14 protein-coding genes and 1 rRNA gene are annotated in these 17,650 nt (G+C 40.8%); 3 read left to right on the top strand and 12 right to left on the bottom strand.

Annotated elements, in window-relative coordinates; genetic code table 11:
• Window positions 1-20: 20 nt before the first annotated feature.
• From IEY03_RS00075 to htpX, 6 genes are all read right to left on the bottom strand, one after another.
• Window positions 21-704 (bottom strand): ANTAR domain-containing response regulator, encoded by a 684-nt coding sequence (locus IEY03_RS00075; protein WP_188839316.1) that lies wholly within the window; start codon window positions 702-704, stop codon window positions 21-23.
• Window positions 692-1,885 carry a glycosyl transferase gene (locus tag IEY03_RS17165; RefSeq protein ID WP_188839315.1) on the bottom strand — a complete coding sequence of 398 codons (1,194 nt, stop codon included), beginning with the start codon at window positions 1,883-1,885 and terminating at the stop codon, window positions 692-694. The genes IEY03_RS00075 and IEY03_RS17165 overlap by 13 nt, the downstream gene beginning before the upstream one ends.
• Window positions 1,878-2,768: a uroporphyrinogen-III C-methyltransferase gene (gene cobA, locus IEY03_RS00065; RefSeq protein WP_229778156.1), complete on the bottom strand. Its 891-nt coding sequence runs from the start codon at window positions 2,766-2,768 to the stop codon at window positions 1,878-1,880. The genes IEY03_RS17165 and cobA overlap by 8 nt, the downstream gene beginning before the upstream one ends.
• Entirely contained in the window at window positions 2,768-5,581 is a 2,814-nt protein-coding gene (locus IEY03_RS00060; protein WP_188839314.1) for a nitrate reductase, read from the bottom strand. The genes cobA and IEY03_RS00060 overlap by 1 nt, the downstream gene beginning before the upstream one ends.
• 288 nt (window positions 5,582-5,869) lie before the next feature.
• Window positions 5,870-6,205, bottom strand: coding sequence for a tetraheme c-type cytochrome CctA (gene cctA, locus IEY03_RS00055; RefSeq protein WP_188839313.1), 336 nt, complete (start codon window positions 6,203-6,205; stop codon window positions 5,870-5,872).
• A gap of 318 nt (window positions 6,206-6,523) precedes the next feature.
• Window positions 6,524-7,387, bottom strand: a complete 864-nt coding sequence (gene htpX, locus IEY03_RS00050; RefSeq protein WP_188839993.1) for a protease HtpX — start codon at window positions 7,385-7,387, stop codon at window positions 6,524-6,526.
• A 449-nt stretch (window positions 7,388-7,836) separates the two neighbouring features.
• Between htpX and pepE the strand changes: the two genes are divergently transcribed.
• Window positions 7,837-8,544, top strand: a complete 708-nt coding sequence (gene pepE / locus IEY03_RS00045) for a dipeptidase PepE (RefSeq protein WP_188839312.1) — start codon at window positions 7,837-7,839, stop codon at window positions 8,542-8,544.
• 126 nt (window positions 8,545-8,670) lie between these two features.
• On the opposite strand, the gene IEY03_RS00040 is transcribed toward pepE, so the two are convergent.
• Complete coding sequence (locus IEY03_RS00040; protein WP_188839311.1) at window positions 8,671-10,179, bottom strand: MATE family efflux transporter; 1,509 nt, start codon at window positions 10,177-10,179, stop codon at window positions 8,671-8,673.
• Window positions 10,180-10,230: 51 nt separating this feature from the next.
• Window positions 10,231-11,079, bottom strand: coding sequence for an ion transporter (locus IEY03_RS00035; RefSeq protein ID WP_188839310.1), 849 nt, complete (start codon window positions 11,077-11,079; stop codon window positions 10,231-10,233).
• Window positions 11,080-11,233: 154 nt separating this feature from the next.
• Here IEY03_RS00035 and IEY03_RS00030 point away from each other — a divergent pair, with 154 nt between their 5' ends.
• Window positions 11,234-11,737 (top strand): L,D-transpeptidase family protein, encoded by a 504-nt coding sequence (locus IEY03_RS00030; protein ID WP_188839309.1) that lies wholly within the window; start codon window positions 11,234-11,236, stop codon window positions 11,735-11,737.
• A gap of 41 nt (window positions 11,738-11,778) precedes the next feature.
• Window positions 11,779-12,351 (top strand): VOC family protein, encoded by a 573-nt coding sequence (locus IEY03_RS00025; protein ID WP_188839308.1) that lies wholly within the window; start codon window positions 11,779-11,781, stop codon window positions 12,349-12,351.
• 83 nt (window positions 12,352-12,434) lie between these two features.
• Here the strand turns inward: IEY03_RS00025 and IEY03_RS00020 are convergent, their stop codons facing one another.
• The 4 genes from IEY03_RS00020 to IEY03_RS00005 form a co-directional block, all read right to left on the bottom strand.
• The gene (locus tag IEY03_RS00020; RefSeq protein WP_188839307.1) at window positions 12,435-13,280 is read right to left on the bottom strand and encodes a M23 family metallopeptidase; all 846 of its coding nucleotides are present in this window, start codon (window positions 13,278-13,280) and stop codon (window positions 12,435-12,437) included.
• Window positions 13,281-13,296: 16 nt separating this feature from the next.
• Window positions 13,297-14,169, bottom strand: coding sequence for a 6-carboxytetrahydropterin synthase (locus IEY03_RS00015; protein WP_188839306.1), 873 nt, complete (start codon window positions 14,167-14,169; stop codon window positions 13,297-13,299).
• A gap of 202 nt (window positions 14,170-14,371) precedes the next feature.
• Complete coding sequence (locus IEY03_RS00010) at window positions 14,372-16,840, bottom strand: sensor domain-containing protein (RefSeq protein WP_188839305.1); 2,469 nt, start codon at window positions 16,838-16,840, stop codon at window positions 14,372-14,374.
• A 631-nt stretch (window positions 16,841-17,471) separates the two neighbouring features.
• A 23S ribosomal RNA gene (locus IEY03_RS00005) occupies window positions 17,472-17,650 on the bottom strand; the annotation flags it as partial.

The following is a 17,650-nucleotide window of genomic DNA, read 5'->3' as shown; positions in this document are numbered from 1 at the left end:
GTTGCTTAGATAAATTTTATTTACACATCTACACTTACCGCGCTCACCTTATGCACGCTCGCACCAAAATGAGGCGCACCATTTTCAGACACAGCTGAACAACTCGAAGTTTGTTGAACCGTTTTTGAAGTCATCAGAGAAATAATTTGTGCCGCCATCTGCGCTATTGTTAGTCCTTTTTGCATCGCTTGTTGCTGAATAATTTGATGCGCTTTGTCTTCACTAAAACCTTGATCCATCACGATCAATTTGGCTTGTGCGATGAGTTTTAATTGCTTCATTTCATCGCCTAGTTTTTTAAATTCATTTAAGGTGTGGTTAGCCGTTACAAAACGCACTTTTGCTAAATTGACTAAATGGCTTAACCTACTGGCAACTAAGCTTTCGGGTACAAAAGTCACTCTGCCACAAGTAAGTAACTCTGTAAGTTGCTGTAAATGCCAATGATTAGCGTTGACGATAAAGACGCTCGGCTTAACGCTTAAAGCACGTTGTATAAAAGCCAGCATTGGGTGTGATAATGTGTCGACCAATACTAAAATAACGTCATATTTTGACTGCTGGTAAGTTTTTTCCGCAGTGCAAATTGAAGCTATAAAGTCCACTTCGCCCATTGAATTTAACACCGCCTGATACTCCTCTAGGCGCGGCACTGCATCATCGAGCTGAAGAAAAGTCGTATCGCATAAAATTAAACTGCGCATGGTTCATCCTTAGCATCGAAAGGAGCATCTACAAGGGAAGACTCAGGCGATATGCTTATACGTTCAATGCCATTAGCCACATTAAAAGAAAGTCTTTCTGCCCAGCATTTTTGTGCCAATAATAGGTTACTTTTTACATCAATAGATCTTGACGACATTGCTTGTTGTAAGCTTAAAACTAAACATAAGGTGGCTTCTACACTGCTTAGTGCTTGCTCAATCATGGCACGGGTCATTTCATGTGCCATGATTGATTCAAATGGCAAAGCTGTGTGCCAAAGATGCGCAAGACTATGTGCAGATAATTCAGATTGGCCGACTTTTGCACCACTAAATCCTTGTAATACGGTGGGTAAAGTCAATGCACTCAATTGCAGCGTGTCGGCAGTTTTTTTGATGATACGAACATCGGTTGTCACCCGAGGATTAATTTCAGTCTCGCCCTGAAGCCCTTTAAAAATAGCAATCGCGCCCTGTTGGTAAACGCCCTCAGCAAAGAGCATTTCCGCAATGCTTTGGTGCAAGTCATCTAAACCAGGGTGAAAATAGCTACGTAAACTCAGTGCTGCATTAGTTGGGTTCATGCATCTTGATGCGGTTTGGATAAAGCTACGCAACCCTAGTTCTTGATGTAATAAACGGCAGTCATCAAGAACAGGGGCAAGCACACCCGCGTGCACATAAACAATACCATCAGCTTGTAATGCTTTTTCTGCCTCAGTTACGGTTTTAGCACTGGAAATATTAAGCGCCTCAATACACGACTCAACATGTCGACGATGGGGTAGTGCCAAGCTATCGCCATGCAACATCACCCGCAGTCCTTTTGTGGCGAGTACTTTTGCCACCAGCAACAACCATGACAATTGCTCACGTTTACCCGCATAAACCGGCCAATCGAGATCAACCTCCATTGCTTGCCAGCGAGTATCTATGGTGTGTTTTAATCCGCACACTACCCCAGCAACTTCCGCCGCAGTTTCACCCCTTACTCGCATTAACATCATGGCACAGGCCATTTGAGCTTGAGTCACTTTGCCTTTGGCGAATCCTTGAATAAGCAGACTTGACTCCGCAAAAGTTAAGGTGCGAGATCCTTTTTCACCTTTCCCCAACGCCTTAATTAATAACCTAAAATCAAATTCTTCTCGGTGGGTTAACTCAAAGGCAGATTTAGGCATAACGCACCTCGCCCAAATATCTGCCAACTTGCTGATGGTTAATACAATTATCTTTGCCATACTCAATACTGGCTAATAGTTGACTTAGCTGTAGACCCACAGCAACCACCTCACCAATGATAATCAAGGTTGGCCCAGAATCTTTAATGGTTAACGCATCTGCGCCCATATCTTTAACAGTGGAATAGGTAATTAATTGATTGCTGCGACCACCATTAGTGACAAAAGCCACAGGCAGTTTTGCGCTGCATTTAGCTGCAATTAACCCTGATGAAATCGACCTCGCTTGCTCTTTGCCCATGTAAAAAACTAACGTCGATTGTGCCGCTAATAATGCACCCCACTGCATCGCAATACTGGAATTATCTTCATCAGTCATTCTCGTACCTGTAATTAAGGTGACACTGCGCGCGATGCCGCGAAAGGTTAACGGGATCCCCGTACTTGATGCGCAGCCTAATGCAGCGGTTACTCCCGCAAAAAACTGTGAACGAATACCCCGCTGTGCAAGGTATAAGGCCTCTTCACAACCTCGGCCAAAAATATGTGGATCGCCACCTTTTAAACGCACGACTTTCAATCCTTGTCGCGCTAATTTTGCTAATAGCTGGTTAATATCATCTTGTTTAACACTGGGTTGGCCACAGCGTTTACCAACAAAGTGTCGTTGGCATTGCGTGCTGACTAAGGTCAAAATATCACTGCTAACAAGACTATCAAAAACCAAGGCATCAGCCTGCGCCACAATGCGTGCAGCCTTAATGGTCATCAACTCTAATTGACCGCAGCCAGCCCCCACAATTGCCACCTCTCCAGGCTTAAAAGTGTCTGCTTGAGCTAATATCACGGGAGAATTTTTAATCATTGCGTCGACGTTATTCATTAAGCAACATCCTCTTTAACGGGCTTAGCATATTCATGTTCAGCTTCTGACTCATCAATTGAGGGAGCAAACGTTAACGCCTCTTCCCAATGTTTTTTAGCGCATTTGCTTACTTCACTATGACAACTGCCGCACTTTCGGCCACATCCTAAACTTGATTGTGTGGCATCTAATACCTGTTGAAAATGAACTTGCTTTACACCATGAAGCAGCATTTTTTGATTAAATTGGCGATTAACCTCATCGCTGATCCTGGCATCAGTAACCCCAGTGCAACTGCAAATAAGTGGGCTATTTCCTGCCTTAAGTTGTTGGTGTAATTGGTTAAGCAGCTTGGTGTCTAACGTTTGACCAATAAGGGCGTTCATCGTCTCTAACGCTATGTTTACTGTTTGATTTGATAAGATTTTCAATGCAATTAATCGACCTTTGTCAGTATTGCATTGAATATGTAGTTGCTGATTTTTTAAAGTTTGAGCATCAACCATCACAGTCCATTGCAATGAAAATGGCGAAGCTTGATATGCAAACCCATCTTGCTGATGAGCAAAGCCAAGGTGATAACAAATCCCTGTCGTCAATGTTTGAGCAACCTGCCAAATTAAACCTTGAGCCAGTGCATCATGCTCACCAAATACGACACCTTGTAATGCAAGCTCAGCAGGCAATAATCTTACTGGCTGACATTTAAAACCAGGTTGCTTTGAAACAGGATCAAATCGGCTATCAATAGCCTGATTGACTCCATTTGCCAGTGAAAACTGTTGCGACCAATGCATAGGCATATTGGCAAGATTAAGCGGTAAATCATCATCTACAACCACACGGGCAAGAGTAAATGCTGAGTCAGTGGCTGATTGAATTTTTACAAGTCCTGCTGCAACTAATTCAAACGGTTTAAGCAAACTAGAATGTAAGCTCAGCGTCGGCTCGGGTACGTTTGCACGCAGACTAGCAATATGTCCGGTTCGGGTCATCGTATGCCATTGATCACGACTGCGACCACTATTGAGTAACACTGTGAGTGGTTTTCGCTGAAGTGAATCCACATTGTGACGATTTGCCCCCTCAACCGTTTTAGCCGGGGTAATAAATTGCGCTTTGCCACTGGCGGTTGAGAATTGTGCGTCAGTAAAAACCCTTTGATGCTGTTGACCAATTTGTTGTTGGCTGGCTACAGGCCATTGTGTCGGTGGTAAATTATCATATTGTGCTTTTGTGAGCCCAGCCAAGCCACCTAGATTAAAGCGCTTATGCGGAAAAGCCTGCTTGACAGTTTGGCTCAACAAAGCAAATTCTGAAAATATAGCGGCATTATCTTGGTACTCAAAACCACTAAAACCCATGTTAATTGCGACCTGAGACAGCGCCCACCAATCGGGTTTTGCTTGACCTTTTGCGGCAATAAATCCACGCTGACGGCTAATGGTTCTTTCACTGTTGGTCACAGTGCCGCATTTCTCAGACCAGCCTTGTGCAGGCAATAATACATCTGCCAATTTTGCCGTATCTGAATCAGGGCTGACCTCTGACACCACCACAAAGGGGCAATCGGCAAGTGCTTTGGCAACTTTGTCACTTTCGGGTAAGGACACCACCGGATTGGTTCCCAGTATCCAAATCGCTTTTATCTTGCCCTTGGCGAGAGCGTCAAACATTTCAACAGCGGCTAATCCTGGTTGCGTAGCAACCTGACCACATTGCCAGAAGTCTGCGAGTAATGTTTGTTCTTGCTCTGAAAACCCCATGTGACTAGCCAATTGGGTGGCAAGTCCACCCACTTCTCGGCCACCCATCGCATTTGGCTGTCCGGTCAACGAAAAAAATCCCGCGCCTGCTTGACCTATTTGCCCAAGAGCAAGATGACAATTAATAATGGCATTGGTGGTATCTGTGCCGATAACGGACTGGTTAACGCCCTGACACGAGGCCGTAAGCACTTTTTTAGATGAGCTAAATAAATGATAAAACGCTTTGAGATCAACTTGTGATACTCCCACTGTCTCAGCAAGTGCGGCTAAACAACCACTTACCCTTTGAGCATTATCAACGACTGTTTCAAAACCTTCTGTATGGTGTTGAATGTATTCTTGGTTAAGGCAATGGTTATCAGCTAGGTAACCCAATAATCCAACAAATAAACTTAAATCGGCACCGGGGCTAACTGCAAGATGCAAATCCGCTTGTTTTGCTGTAGCTGTACATATCGGGTCTATCACGACTAATTTACAGCCATTTGTTTGCTTTGCTGCAAGTATTCGCTGAAACAATACCGGATGAGTCCACGCCGTGTTGGCACCGATTAAAACGATAACCTCTGCTTGTTCAAAATCTTGATAGCATCCTGGCACCACATCTTCACCAAAGGCGCGTTGCATTGCACTTACCGCAGATGACATACACAAACGTGAATTGGTATCGACGTTGGCGTTTTTTAAATAGCCTTTAGCAAACTTATTGGCGACATAATAATCTTCAGTAAGTAACTGACCTGACAAATACAGGGCGACGGAATCTGGGCCATATTGCTTAATTGTTTGTTGAAATTTATCCGCAATTAATTGCGTTGCGACATCCCATTCAAGCGGTTTTCCTGATCTTAATTTGGGGTAACGTAAGGTATTGGGTTGGTTTAGACTCAATAAAAGCTTGTCACCTTTAGCGCATAAATGACCAAAGTTAGCAGGATGTGAACTATCGCCTTTAAGGCTGAATGGTAGATTGGGTGCAACCTGTATCTGTGATGCATTATGGCTTATAGTCAACCCACAACCCACGCCACAATATGCACAACTTGATTGAATATCCGCCATTATTACGCCTATTTGTTCACCCATTAATTGCTTTGAATATCGCAACTAGTGTGCCAAATATTTATCGAATTGAAATTTAAGGAGTTTTAGAAAGAGAACAACAAAAAGAGCTTAGATTTGTGCAACACAAGTGCAAACCATCGCACCAACTTCGCGCATCCTATTGAAATAAAACAATTTAAATACCTCTTTAGAGGTATTATGCATTTGAAAAACAAATGGCTTTATCCTAAAAACGACAATGCTGACATGATAGTCAGCATTGTGGTTGTTTAATCTTGGTGAGTACTATTTAGCAATACGGCCATCATCATGGCAAGCTTCACAGGTAGGCTTATCACCCACATTCACATCATGTACCGCGTGGCAATCGGCGCACATTAACATTCCCTCATGGGGCTTATGATTATCATCCATTTCAGCTAACGAACCATGGCAGCTTTGACATTGTTCAAACTCATATGCGCCATCTGCTGATGGCTCTTCGTTAGCATGACAACTTTCGCAGCCATTCATACCCGCATGATAATCAGCGAGATTCTCACCTGCTGCCCATGTCCCAGCTGAAAACACTAACGTCATCAACCAAGCAGTAAATATCGCGTATAAGTATTGATTTTTCATCTCACTCCACCTTAAACCAAAGTACAAACTTGACTAAAAATGATGACGTTCATTTTCACACTCATTGTTACCCTTAGGATTGTTATTTTGAACCATTCATCTTGATATTAAACTTACCAGCACTGGTTAAAATGTTATTAACTTAATACCAATCAGTTAATCCATCATCTTTAAACCGCAAGTTACACTATAACAACACTTTAGCATTCTGATAAACCCAGAACTGAGAACTAACTCAATTAGCGCTACATTTAGCAAACAAAAAAAACTGGAGCACATGGCTCCAGTTTTTAGCATTATTGACTAAGGCAATTTAAATTAGCTGTTTTTCAATGCTGCGATACGTTTTTCTAATGGTGGGTGACTCATTAGAAACTCAGCCATTGAACGCTTACCATTAATACCTAAGGCTGACATTTGCGCTGGCATAGCACCAGTTTCAGGACCTTGCTTTAATCGTTCAAGCGCAGCAATCATTTTGTTCTTGCCCGCTAAGCGTGCAGCACCTTCATCGGCTCTGAACTCACGAATACGAGAGAAGTAAGCTACGATCATCGACGCTAAAATACCAAACAACATATCTAATACAAATACCACGCCCATATAAGCAAACGTGCCTAAACCTTCACCATCTTCACTATTGCTTGAAACTACATTATTAATAATGCCAGCAACAACACGTGCAGCGAAAATAACAAAGGTATTTACTACACCTTGGATTAACGTCAGGGTTACCATGTCACCGTTAGCAACGTGGCTAACTTCATGAGCGAGTACGCCTTCAATTTCGTCCTGGGTCATGCCATATAACAGACCAGAACTTACCGCTACCAATGAATTATTCTTACTTGGACCAGTAGCAAACGCATTCATTTCAGGTGATTGATAAATCGCCACTTCTGGCATTTTAATCCCTGCTTGTTCAGCTTGGCGTGCGACGGTTTCAACTAACCAACGCTCAGTATTATCACGTGGATTGGTGATGACTTCACAACCCATTGTTTTTTTAGCCATCCATTTTGAAATGGCCAAACTAATAAATGCGCCACCAAAACCAAAAATGGCAGCAAATACTAATAATCCACTCATCGTAGAGGTATTTACCCCTAGAATAGACATTACAATTGAGGCCACTAGCAAAATTGCCATGTTGGTCGCAATTAACAAAAAGATACGCTTCATTTTAGCTCCTGTGTTGGCAACATTGCCGATAGCAAAACATTCTACAGACATATTATGTCCGATTAAACGATTTTCAAGGTTTAGAAGATTAAATTTGATTTAATCTATTAAAACACCATATTTTCCGCAAATTCTAGGTAGCAATACTTAATTGAAACTTAAAACGCAACTAAAGAGCTAACTATCTGTAAATTAGCTAAATTATGACAACAAACTCAGTTAATGTTTTGTTTTCATAAAATATTCGGCCAAGGTGTTAATGCCCTTTTTTGTTGCAACCTATACGAATCAAATCAAGCATAAAAATCATAAAAAATTGAATTTATGTTAAATAATATAAATGTTCGGCTGAGTTTACCTACATTAAGGTTAGCCAGTACCTTGGAATGAATAACTTTGCTAATATGAGGTTAATTAAGTGTCACTCCCCAAGTTTAAAAGGATCTTTCATGTCAGCTAATGCCTTACTATTAAGCGCTTCTAGAGTAGGTAACACGCCTTATTTACAACACGCACTTCAGTTTATTCAACCATTATGTGCTGATACGCGTAAGTGGATTTTTATTCCCTATGCAGGCGTCGGCATGAGTTATGACCAGTATCTTGAAAAAGTTCGTCAAGGGTTGTCTTCTCTTCCCATCACCATTAATAGCATTCATGAATTTGGCGATCCTAAGCAAGCAATTAAAGATGCCGATGGTATCTTTGTGGGTGGTGGTAATACATTCCAATTAATCAATGAGCTGTATCGTTACGATCTCATCCATCTGATTAAAGAACAAGTCAATCTAGGTAAACCTTACGTTGGCTGGAGTGCGGGTTCAAACATTGCCGGATTATCCATTCGAACTACAAACGATATGCCGATTGTTGAGCCACCCTCATTTGCAGCAATCAGCTTAGTCCCTTTTCAGCTCAATCCCCACTACAGTAACTATCAAGCACCAGGCCATAATGGTGAAACCCGAGCACAACGTTTATTTGAATTTACGCAAGTTGATCCATTAACCCCCATCATCGCCATTCAAGAGGGTAGCGCCCTAAAACTTCAAGGCGATAAGCTGACATTAGTGGGTGACAAGTTAGGATATTTATTCCATGGTGAGCAACAGGAAGTCGAAATTAAGGCTGGCAGTGATTTAAGTCACTATTTATAAAGCAAATTATCACAATATTATAAAAGTCGTTTTAACTAAAAAGCCTATCTTACTTAAGATGGGCTTTTTAATGTGTTTTACTTCAACAGATATCATTTTTCTAATTAAACTTGCTAATTCAACTTGCTACGACATATTTTGTGAGGGTGTCTTTGATGTTGTATCTGCCTCAGCAATTTGTTTACATAAAGGCTCGTCATCCAACTGAGCTATTTGCGCACAAGCTGAAGATAAAGGCGAAGAGGTAGCGATATTATGGAGCTGTGCCTCATCTTGCTGTGTAAATACCTGTGCCGACAACTCGGCTTTAGCAGTATGCGAGAGTTTATCCACAAGTCGATAAGCAACAAAAACCCCGGCTATGCCAAAAATGATAGCCCCAATAACTTGACCAATAAGTACCCCATAAACCTGGCCCCACTGCGCACCAAAATAAACAAATGGGATTGTCCCTAAAGTGGCTTTGCCCACATTGAAAAATGTTGAATATTTGGCTTTTCCTAAGTTATTAAATGACGCATTGGCAACAAAAAGCATACCGGAGAAAATAAAAAACACCGCAATGTACTGACAGAAGAACAATACGACTTCAGCAGCATCCCCCGTCATATCAAAAGCACTGACAATTTGATGTCGCATTAAAAATAAAATCAGCGAGACACTCAGCACGTATATAACGCAAAATTGAATGGCTTTATTTAGGCTTTGTTTCACGCGGTCATATTCGTTGGCACCAAAATTCTGCCCAACTATAGGCCCGACAGCGCCCGACAAGGCAAATATCATCCCAAAGCTAACTGGGATTAATCGGCCTAACACTGCCCAGCCAGCTACATAACTGTCACCAAAATCAGCAATGGCTCGGGTTACCACAGCATTACCAATTGGTGTGGCGATGTTGGTCAACATGGCTGGAGCGGCTATAGCAAAAATGGTCGGCAAATCTTGCTTGAACTCGTCAAAACTGAACTTGCCCACAAGTTGATGTTTAACTACGGCGCCGTGTCCTGCAATAAACAACACCGCAAAACGCGCGAGCACAGATGCTGTTGCAGCGCCTTCAATACCCATAGTAAACATAAAAATAAAAATGGGATCCAATACCGCGTTAACGCCACCACCGGCTAAGGTCGACATCATCGACAGCTTGGCATCACCAACGGCTCTCAACGCGCCGCCTAATGCCATCGCAAGACAAATTACTGGAAGTGACGGCACCAAGATATATAAATAACTTTGAGCCAGCTCAGCTGTATAGCCAGCAGCACCTACCAAAGCAAGTAACTCAGGAATAAAACAGAACACCAATAAGGCAACAAACACACTTACAATAAAAGTTACAACGGCACAATTTAAAAACAGGCGTTTGGCTTGAATGCTATTTTTAGCACCAACCGCCCGTGACACCAATGCGCCAAGGGCTATAGACAAACCAATGCCAATAGAAGTGGTAAAAAAAGAAATCGTGCCAGCATAGCCAACCGCGGCGGTGAGTTCGTGTTCACCTAATAAACTTAAAAAGAAGATATCTAATAGATCGACGACAAACAGAGCAGATATACCCACAGCAGCAGTCGAACTCATGACTAATATATGGCGTAAAATCGAGCCTTCAACAAACTTGGCTGTTGTCATGAATATCCTTTAAATAAATAAGATAAAGTAACCGATTAAAACCGACACACCTTATGGGTTGGTTAAAGAATCAAGGGTTTCTAAATCACTACCACAGTGATTACAGAATTGTGCATCATTATCATGGCCCTTCTTGCCACAATTACTGCATTTTCTTAAGTCACGTACTTTAACCATTTCATGCGAAATTTCAGCCGTTAAGATCCCCGTGGGAATGGCTATAATGGAGTACCCGATTAACATAGTCAGCGCAGCTATCGCTTGCCCTAAAGGTGTTTGTGGCGTGATATCGCCATATCCCACCGTGGTAATTGTCACGATAGTCCAATACATGGATTTAGGGATCGAACTAAACCCGTTATTAGGCCCTTCAATGACATACATTACTACGCTCAATACCAAAATGATCAAACTAACTGAAAAGAAAAACATAAACACTTTGCGACTTGATTGCAGCATGGCTTTTAAAAGTAGATTACCGTCGGCAAGAAATCGCAAAAGCTTTAATACTCTAAAGACCCTAAATAACCGTAATACTCTAATAGCTAGAGCAAAATTGGCCGCGGGGAAGATTAAGGCAAGATAGGTAGGTATAATTGACAGCAGGTCGACAACACCAAAAAAACTACGGGCGTAATGGAAACGATTTTGTGAGCAGTACAAACGCAGAACATATTCAAGGGTAAATATGATGGTAAACATCCACTCGCCAATGAGAAATAGCTCGCCGTAGTTGTTATGTAAACTATCGATTGTATCCAAACAAATCAATAAAATACTGGCAACAATGGAGACCAGTAACGCAATATCAAATGCTTTACCCTCTGGAGTGTCAGTACCAAAAATGATGCTGCGTAACCGCTGTTTTAAAGGCGACTCTTCGATGTTTTTTTCGTTCATATCCTATTAACTCAAATCCCTAAAAAGATATTTAACTTAACCATACCATTTACAAACGGATGACGTTAAAATCATTTCAAATTGCGCATTAGATTAAGCAAACCTCTAAATGGCAAACCTAAAAATATAATAAAATTCATTATACGGAGATATCATGCACTTGCGTTATTGGTTTTTCATCCTCAGCATTGTATGCCCTTTTACCGCGAGTGCTTCGTCTGCTCAGCCCCATGCTAAAGTGGATTTAGTTGTGGTGAATAAATCAGAATCACGCATGTCAGTGATGCGTGATGGAAAAGTGATCAAAACCTATGTCATCGCCATGGGAGATGCACCTAAAGGTCACAAACTAAAAGAAGGCGACCAACGTACGCCGCAAGGTCGATATGTGCTTGATTACAAAAAATCAGACAGTGCATTTTACCGCTCAATACATATCTCTTATCCTAATGATGAAGACAAATTACGCGCACAAGCATTAGGTATCAGCCCTGGTGGAATGATTATGATCCACGGGCAAAATCCGCGCTCATCTTTATCACCAGAAGAAGCTCAAAAATACAACTGGACCAACGGTTGCATCGCGGTCACCAATAAAGAAATGGATGAATTGTGGCGCATGATAGATGAAGGTACACCTATCGAAATTTGGCCTTAAATAACAGATCATATAGGGCGCAACAAACCAATGGACTCTTTATGAATTACCACGTATTACAACAAACTTGGCCGAATTTTAGTTTGCAAATCCAAGCTTTTATCAAACAACTTGGTTTAGATGATCTCGCACTGGATTGCGATCATAGCGCACTACGGGTAAACGATATGCAAAGCGCACAATTATTAGCAGATGAATTCAGCCAACACGGTGAGATTATTTCTAATAATATGATTAATGGTCGTCCGATTCTAATCATCAAATTAACTAGACCATTAATGTTGGGTACCACACCGATTGAATGTGTTGAACTGCCTTTCCCCTCGGATAAAACCTACCCAATTGAAGGTTGGGAACATGTCGAATTAGTATTGCCATCGAATGCCAAAACCTGTGCTGAATTAGCCAACGAATTAATTACCAAGTTACCGCAACTTGCACAAGTAATTGCGGGTAAAACAGCGATTAAGGTCAAACAAAGCTCACCAAAAGGTGATAATGAACGTTTAGCCAATCCTACCATTGCCTTCAAGGCGAATGGGATCTGCGTTAAAGTGCATCCGCATGGTATCCAAAAAATTATCGACAGTGAGCAAACAGCAACCACTTGCTAGATCATAAAATCAATATAGAACCCAAATAAAAAGGAGAACTTAGATGTTCTCCTTTTTATTTGATAAGACCTATCCAATATAAGCTATTTGTTAGCCGCTTTTTCTGCTGCCAAGACGCTAGACATTGTCGGTACAATCGAAACAGGATCTAAACGCATATGAAACCAGTTCAAGCGCCAATCTAAATGAGGTCCAGTCACTCGACCCGTCGCCCCCACTTCAGCCACTTTCTGACCTTGAATAACCTTGTCCCCTACTTTCGGATACAATTTACTTAGATGTAAAAAGGTCGAGCTGACCCCATAACCATGATCAATAATCAAGGTGCCGCCAGAGTAAAACATATCTGCAACGGCTAAGGTGATCACGCCATCAGCTGGCGCAACAACAACGGTGCCAGTAGGTCTAGCAACATCAACACCAAAATGAGGATTACCTGGTACATCGTTGTAAACGCGCTGACTTCCGTATACGCCAGAAATACGCCCCGTTACAGGCCAAATAAACTCCTGCATAAAGGCATCATTTTCAATAAAAGTACTTCGAGCGGCGCGGGCTTGCTTAGCATCTTCAGCAGCACGCTTTTGCGCCACAGGATCAGGTTTCATAATTTTAGTGCTAATACCAGTTACGCGATCGATTTTGTATTCTCTGGCAGCAACATTAAGCGGCTTTAGCTCGGTTAGCCCTGTGGGGTAAACAATTTCAATCATTTGTTCAGCTTTGGCATCACGGTCAAAACCAATAGCAAACTGCCCTTTGGCGGTCACTTTTACTGGCTCGCCATTAAGCTTAATCAGACTCCCGACAGGCACAATTCCTCTGACTAAAGCACCTTGCTCAAATTTACCGTCAAAGGTAATTTCTGCTCTGGCTGAAAAAGCCAATAAACCGATTAAAGTGGTAAAAATAACAGCATAAAATTTCATATTCAAAGAAATCCCTTTAGCCTCTAACCGCGATTGCGCCTTTGCCTATACCTTCATAGGCAATCACTTTAAAATGACTTTCTGGTACTTTAGCGGCCAACGTCATAGCCATGTATTCGGCAAGCAGTTCCACTGTTGTGTCATGGGGAATAATATCGCAACACGCTTTTGGCATAGCTAACTGGAAATCACCCTGTGGAGCAACATAATGAAATCCGTAATGGGTATCATCGTTAATATTGGATTGCTTGGATAATTGTAGTTCCATAACAGAGACTAAATCCTCCTCTGTTCCTAAATAAGCATCACGCCAACGATTGGCCCAATATTCATCCCATTTGGGCTCAGCAATACCATTTTCAAATATTGTCACAGGGCTGCGATGACCATGGGCGATACGCTGACAGTTTCCATCATGCTTACGTAAACCGTGGCTATAGTGATAATAAGGAGTACTCAGTACTTCATTACGTAATGTTAAGCTAATACCTTGTACATTTTCAGGTAATACTTCACGTAACGCCTTTTGCAGGAAATCATTAACACTCTCAAAATCAATTACTTCTGTAGGGATCAAGGCAAACGCTTGCGATGGACAGGCTAAATGGATGTCACCCTTTTGGCTAGCAAAATCCATCCATACTCTATCCCCTTGTTGTTGCCATCTTACCTGGCTACACGCAGTGGGGACCAATAGACGGTGATCCGCAACATCATCAATGGTATTTTTGATGGTTTTTTTTACTTTAGAAAAATCCAGCACCATATTTTGCTCGTCTAAACCACCATCAAGCAAAACATCGACAATCCAGCTCTCTCCAACCATACCGCGAATGGGGCACAGATAAGAAAAATCGATTACAGTTAAATCTTTTACAAACAGTTGCATTAAAGCTCCTAGGTAGAAAAACAGTCCACCTCAGTGTTATTTACTCTCAATTAGCATATGGCCAATGAGATAAGATCAACATTCTAAACAAAACTGCGTCTATGAGCGAGCATAAAAGCTTATCGCTACAAACGATAGTGAAAATAGAATGAAATCATAATCCCGAAAGAGATACTTTTGAGGCTGAAATTAAAACCAAGATTTAATTAGCGCTTTTGGGTATAAGAAACGCGCTAAGCTCTGCTGCTAATTGCGGTTTGCTGTACAGATAGCCTTGAGCGAAATCGCATTCATTTAGCAATAAAAAGTCAGCTTGTTGTTGAGTTTCTACACCTTCAGCAACGACCTGTAAATTCAATGCATGACCTAATGCAATAACAGCCTTGGCAATCGCACAATTGTTGGAATCAAAGGGAATGTTTTTAACAAAAGACTGGTCAATTTTTAATGTATCTAATGGCAGTTTCTTCAAATAATTTAACGATGAATAGCCAGTACCAAAATCATCAATACTAATTGAAATCCCCATTGCAGATAACTGTTTTAAATCCTTAATGACAGCAGCTTGATTATTCATCATACAAGACTCTGTCACTTCAATATCAAGGTGCTTGGCCGGTAAACCAGTGGTTAACAGTATCTCCCTAACCTTATCTACAAAATCATTTCTTTGAAGCTGTAAAGTGGCAACATTAACAGATATCCGGCTGAATTGGAGCCCTTGAGTTAACCAATTAACTCCCTGAGTGCAGGCCGTTTGAAGTACCCATAAACCAATATCATTTATCAAACCGATCTTTTCTGCTAATGGAATGAAATCTGCCGGAGATATTTGACCAAGTTTAGGATCATACCAGCGTATTAATGCTTCAAAACCGTTTGCTTCACCTGATGCAAGATGTATTTTCGGTTGGTAAACAAGGTAAAAATCATTATTGATAATGGCTTGATGTAAAGCAGATTGAAGTTTTAATTGTTCTGCGGCTTCCGCTGTCATCCCCTCGGTATAAAAAGCATAGCCATTTCGTCCTTGGGATTTTGCTTTATGCATCGCCGCGTCGACATTTCGTAATAATGCGTCAGCATCAAGACCATCATTAGGGTAAAGAGAGACCCCAATACTAGCTGTCAGCCTGATTGGTTGAGCATTGTCAATAATAAATGGCCGTTCAAATACCCTTCTTAAATTACTAATGCTGGAAAAAACTGATTCAGTACCTGTAATTGAAGGTAAAAGCACAACAAATTCGTCACTTCCAAGACGTGCTAACACATCAAACTCAGATAATGCATATGACAATCTTTTACTCAGCTCGACAATTATTTCATCACCCGCTAAATGCCCTAAACTCTCATTAATATGTTTAAATAAATCAATATCAATACACAAAATTGCTAATTGTTTCTTACCCCGTAAAGCATGGCTAATTTCCTGTTCTAGATAGGAAACAAATCGCATTCTGTTAGGTAAACCAGTAAGCGGATCGACATAAGCCAGATTCTTAAGCTTTTCTTCTGTTTGCTTCAATAATGAAATATCTGCAAATACACCCACAAAAAACTTAACACAATTATCTTCATCATAAACGGCACTGAGTGTAATAGTTTGAGGAAATACAGTGCCATTCTTACGACGATTCCAAATCTCACCATGCCATTTGCCATTGACTAAAAGGGTATTCCACATTTTTGAAAAAAACTGCTTAGTATGGCGCCCAGAACTTAACACACTCGGTTTTTTACCTAAGACCTCGCTTAACTCATAACCTGTAATTTGTGTAAATGCTTGGTTAACGTCACAAATAACTCCATTTTTATCAGTAACAAGAACTCCCTCTACTGCATTTTCGAATACACAGGCAGCCAGCATCAATTGCTGCTCTGCCGCTTTATGCTTAGCAATGTCACGAGTAAAACCGAGAACACCGGCAAGTTCGCCTTGGTGATATATTGGCGACTTGAGAGTTTCTAACCAAGCTTTGTTGCTAGATAAATCAAAATCTTCACACTCGGCAACAATAACACTTCTTCCCGCCTGAATGGCTTTACTATCCCCATCAATAAATAAATCAGCAACTTCATTGTTATAAAGTTGATGATCTGTTTTACCTATAACTTGATGGTTAGATTTATGCCAAGCTTTTTCAGCACTTTGATTTGCGTAAATATATCTTCCTTGAGTGTCTTTAATCCAAAATATTTCTTCAAATGAATTCATTAAATCTGAGATGGTAATATTGGAAGATTTATGATTTTTAGTAAAAAGGATCTTTGATAAGTCCGTTTTCAATTGATTAACTAACAAGTTAAACAAAGCAAGATTAGATTCTGAATTATCATTGGTTGCAAGTATCGCAAAGTCATGTTCAATAGCATTGTTTGGATGTTCTAGAATTTCAAAGTGAGTAAATTTGAGTGATTCACCCAAAAGTAAATCATTATCATCAGATAAACTTTTGTTATTAATCATTATAGATAGATATTTTAAACAATATTCAGTTTGTTCAGATGACAAGGTATGCAGAGAAAGTAATGGAGGAATATTGACTTCAATATCATAATTGAAACACATTACAATGTGCGCTTTGGTTAAAGACTGAAGCTGCAAGAACTGCGCATGCCAAGAGTTAACTAATTGAACAATACGGTCATCAGTTTGAGAAACAGTCATTTGATATAAAGCAGCATATGAGATAAAGAGGTAATTAGTATAAATCATTCAGATTAAAGCGTAGCAAAAAAAACGTGATGATAAGCGCATTTCTCATAAATGAATAAGTAACAAACAATAACCATAATTATAAAGTGGGTATGTAATAATAACGAGATATACCATCTTATACTCTTATCGCCCAACGCTGATCAGTGACTGGTGATTAGCAATGCCGAAACATACAAAACGAACAAATTCCCGTTATTCTAAAAAAGGCTTGATACACTCTAAAGCTGAAAGAAATACTTACTCTCTCACAAGGACATATCATCCACACGATTTCAGATTAGGCGTGAGGATATTTTTTCGCAAAACAAAAAGGCCACTCGTTAAGAGTGGCCTTGCTGTTGCTATTTAAAGCGTATTAGGCGCCTGGAAATGAAGCTCTATGGTTTCCAGACAAATTTGGTTTATCTAACGTCACTCGACATTAAATAATAATTCAGAAAGCTGATTGCTTTGAGTTTCTCTACACTATTTAAGTGCTTCATTCTAATACTAAGTCGTGCTCCCTTCAGTACGACCTCCAAGGATGGAGGAAGTGCTAGAAAATGTCGGGAACATTTTCAGTAAAACCCATCTGGGTTGTATGGTTAAGCCTCACGGGTCATTAGTACAAGTTAGCTCAACGCCTCACAACGCTTACACACCTTGCCTATCAACGTAGTAGTCTCCTACGGCCCTTTAGAGGACTTAAAGTCCTAGGGATGACTCATCTTAGGGCTCGCTTCCCGCTTAGATGCTTTCAGCGGTTATCGATTCCGAACG

The sequence above is a fragment of the Shewanella aestuarii genome, assembly GCF_014647215.1.
In the GTDB taxonomy this organism is placed as follows: Bacteria; Pseudomonadota; Gammaproteobacteria; order Enterobacterales; family Shewanellaceae; genus Shewanella; species Shewanella aestuarii.
The sequence above is the reverse complement of the archived record's forward strand: the minus strand, read 5'-3'. Positions and strand labels throughout refer to the sequence as shown.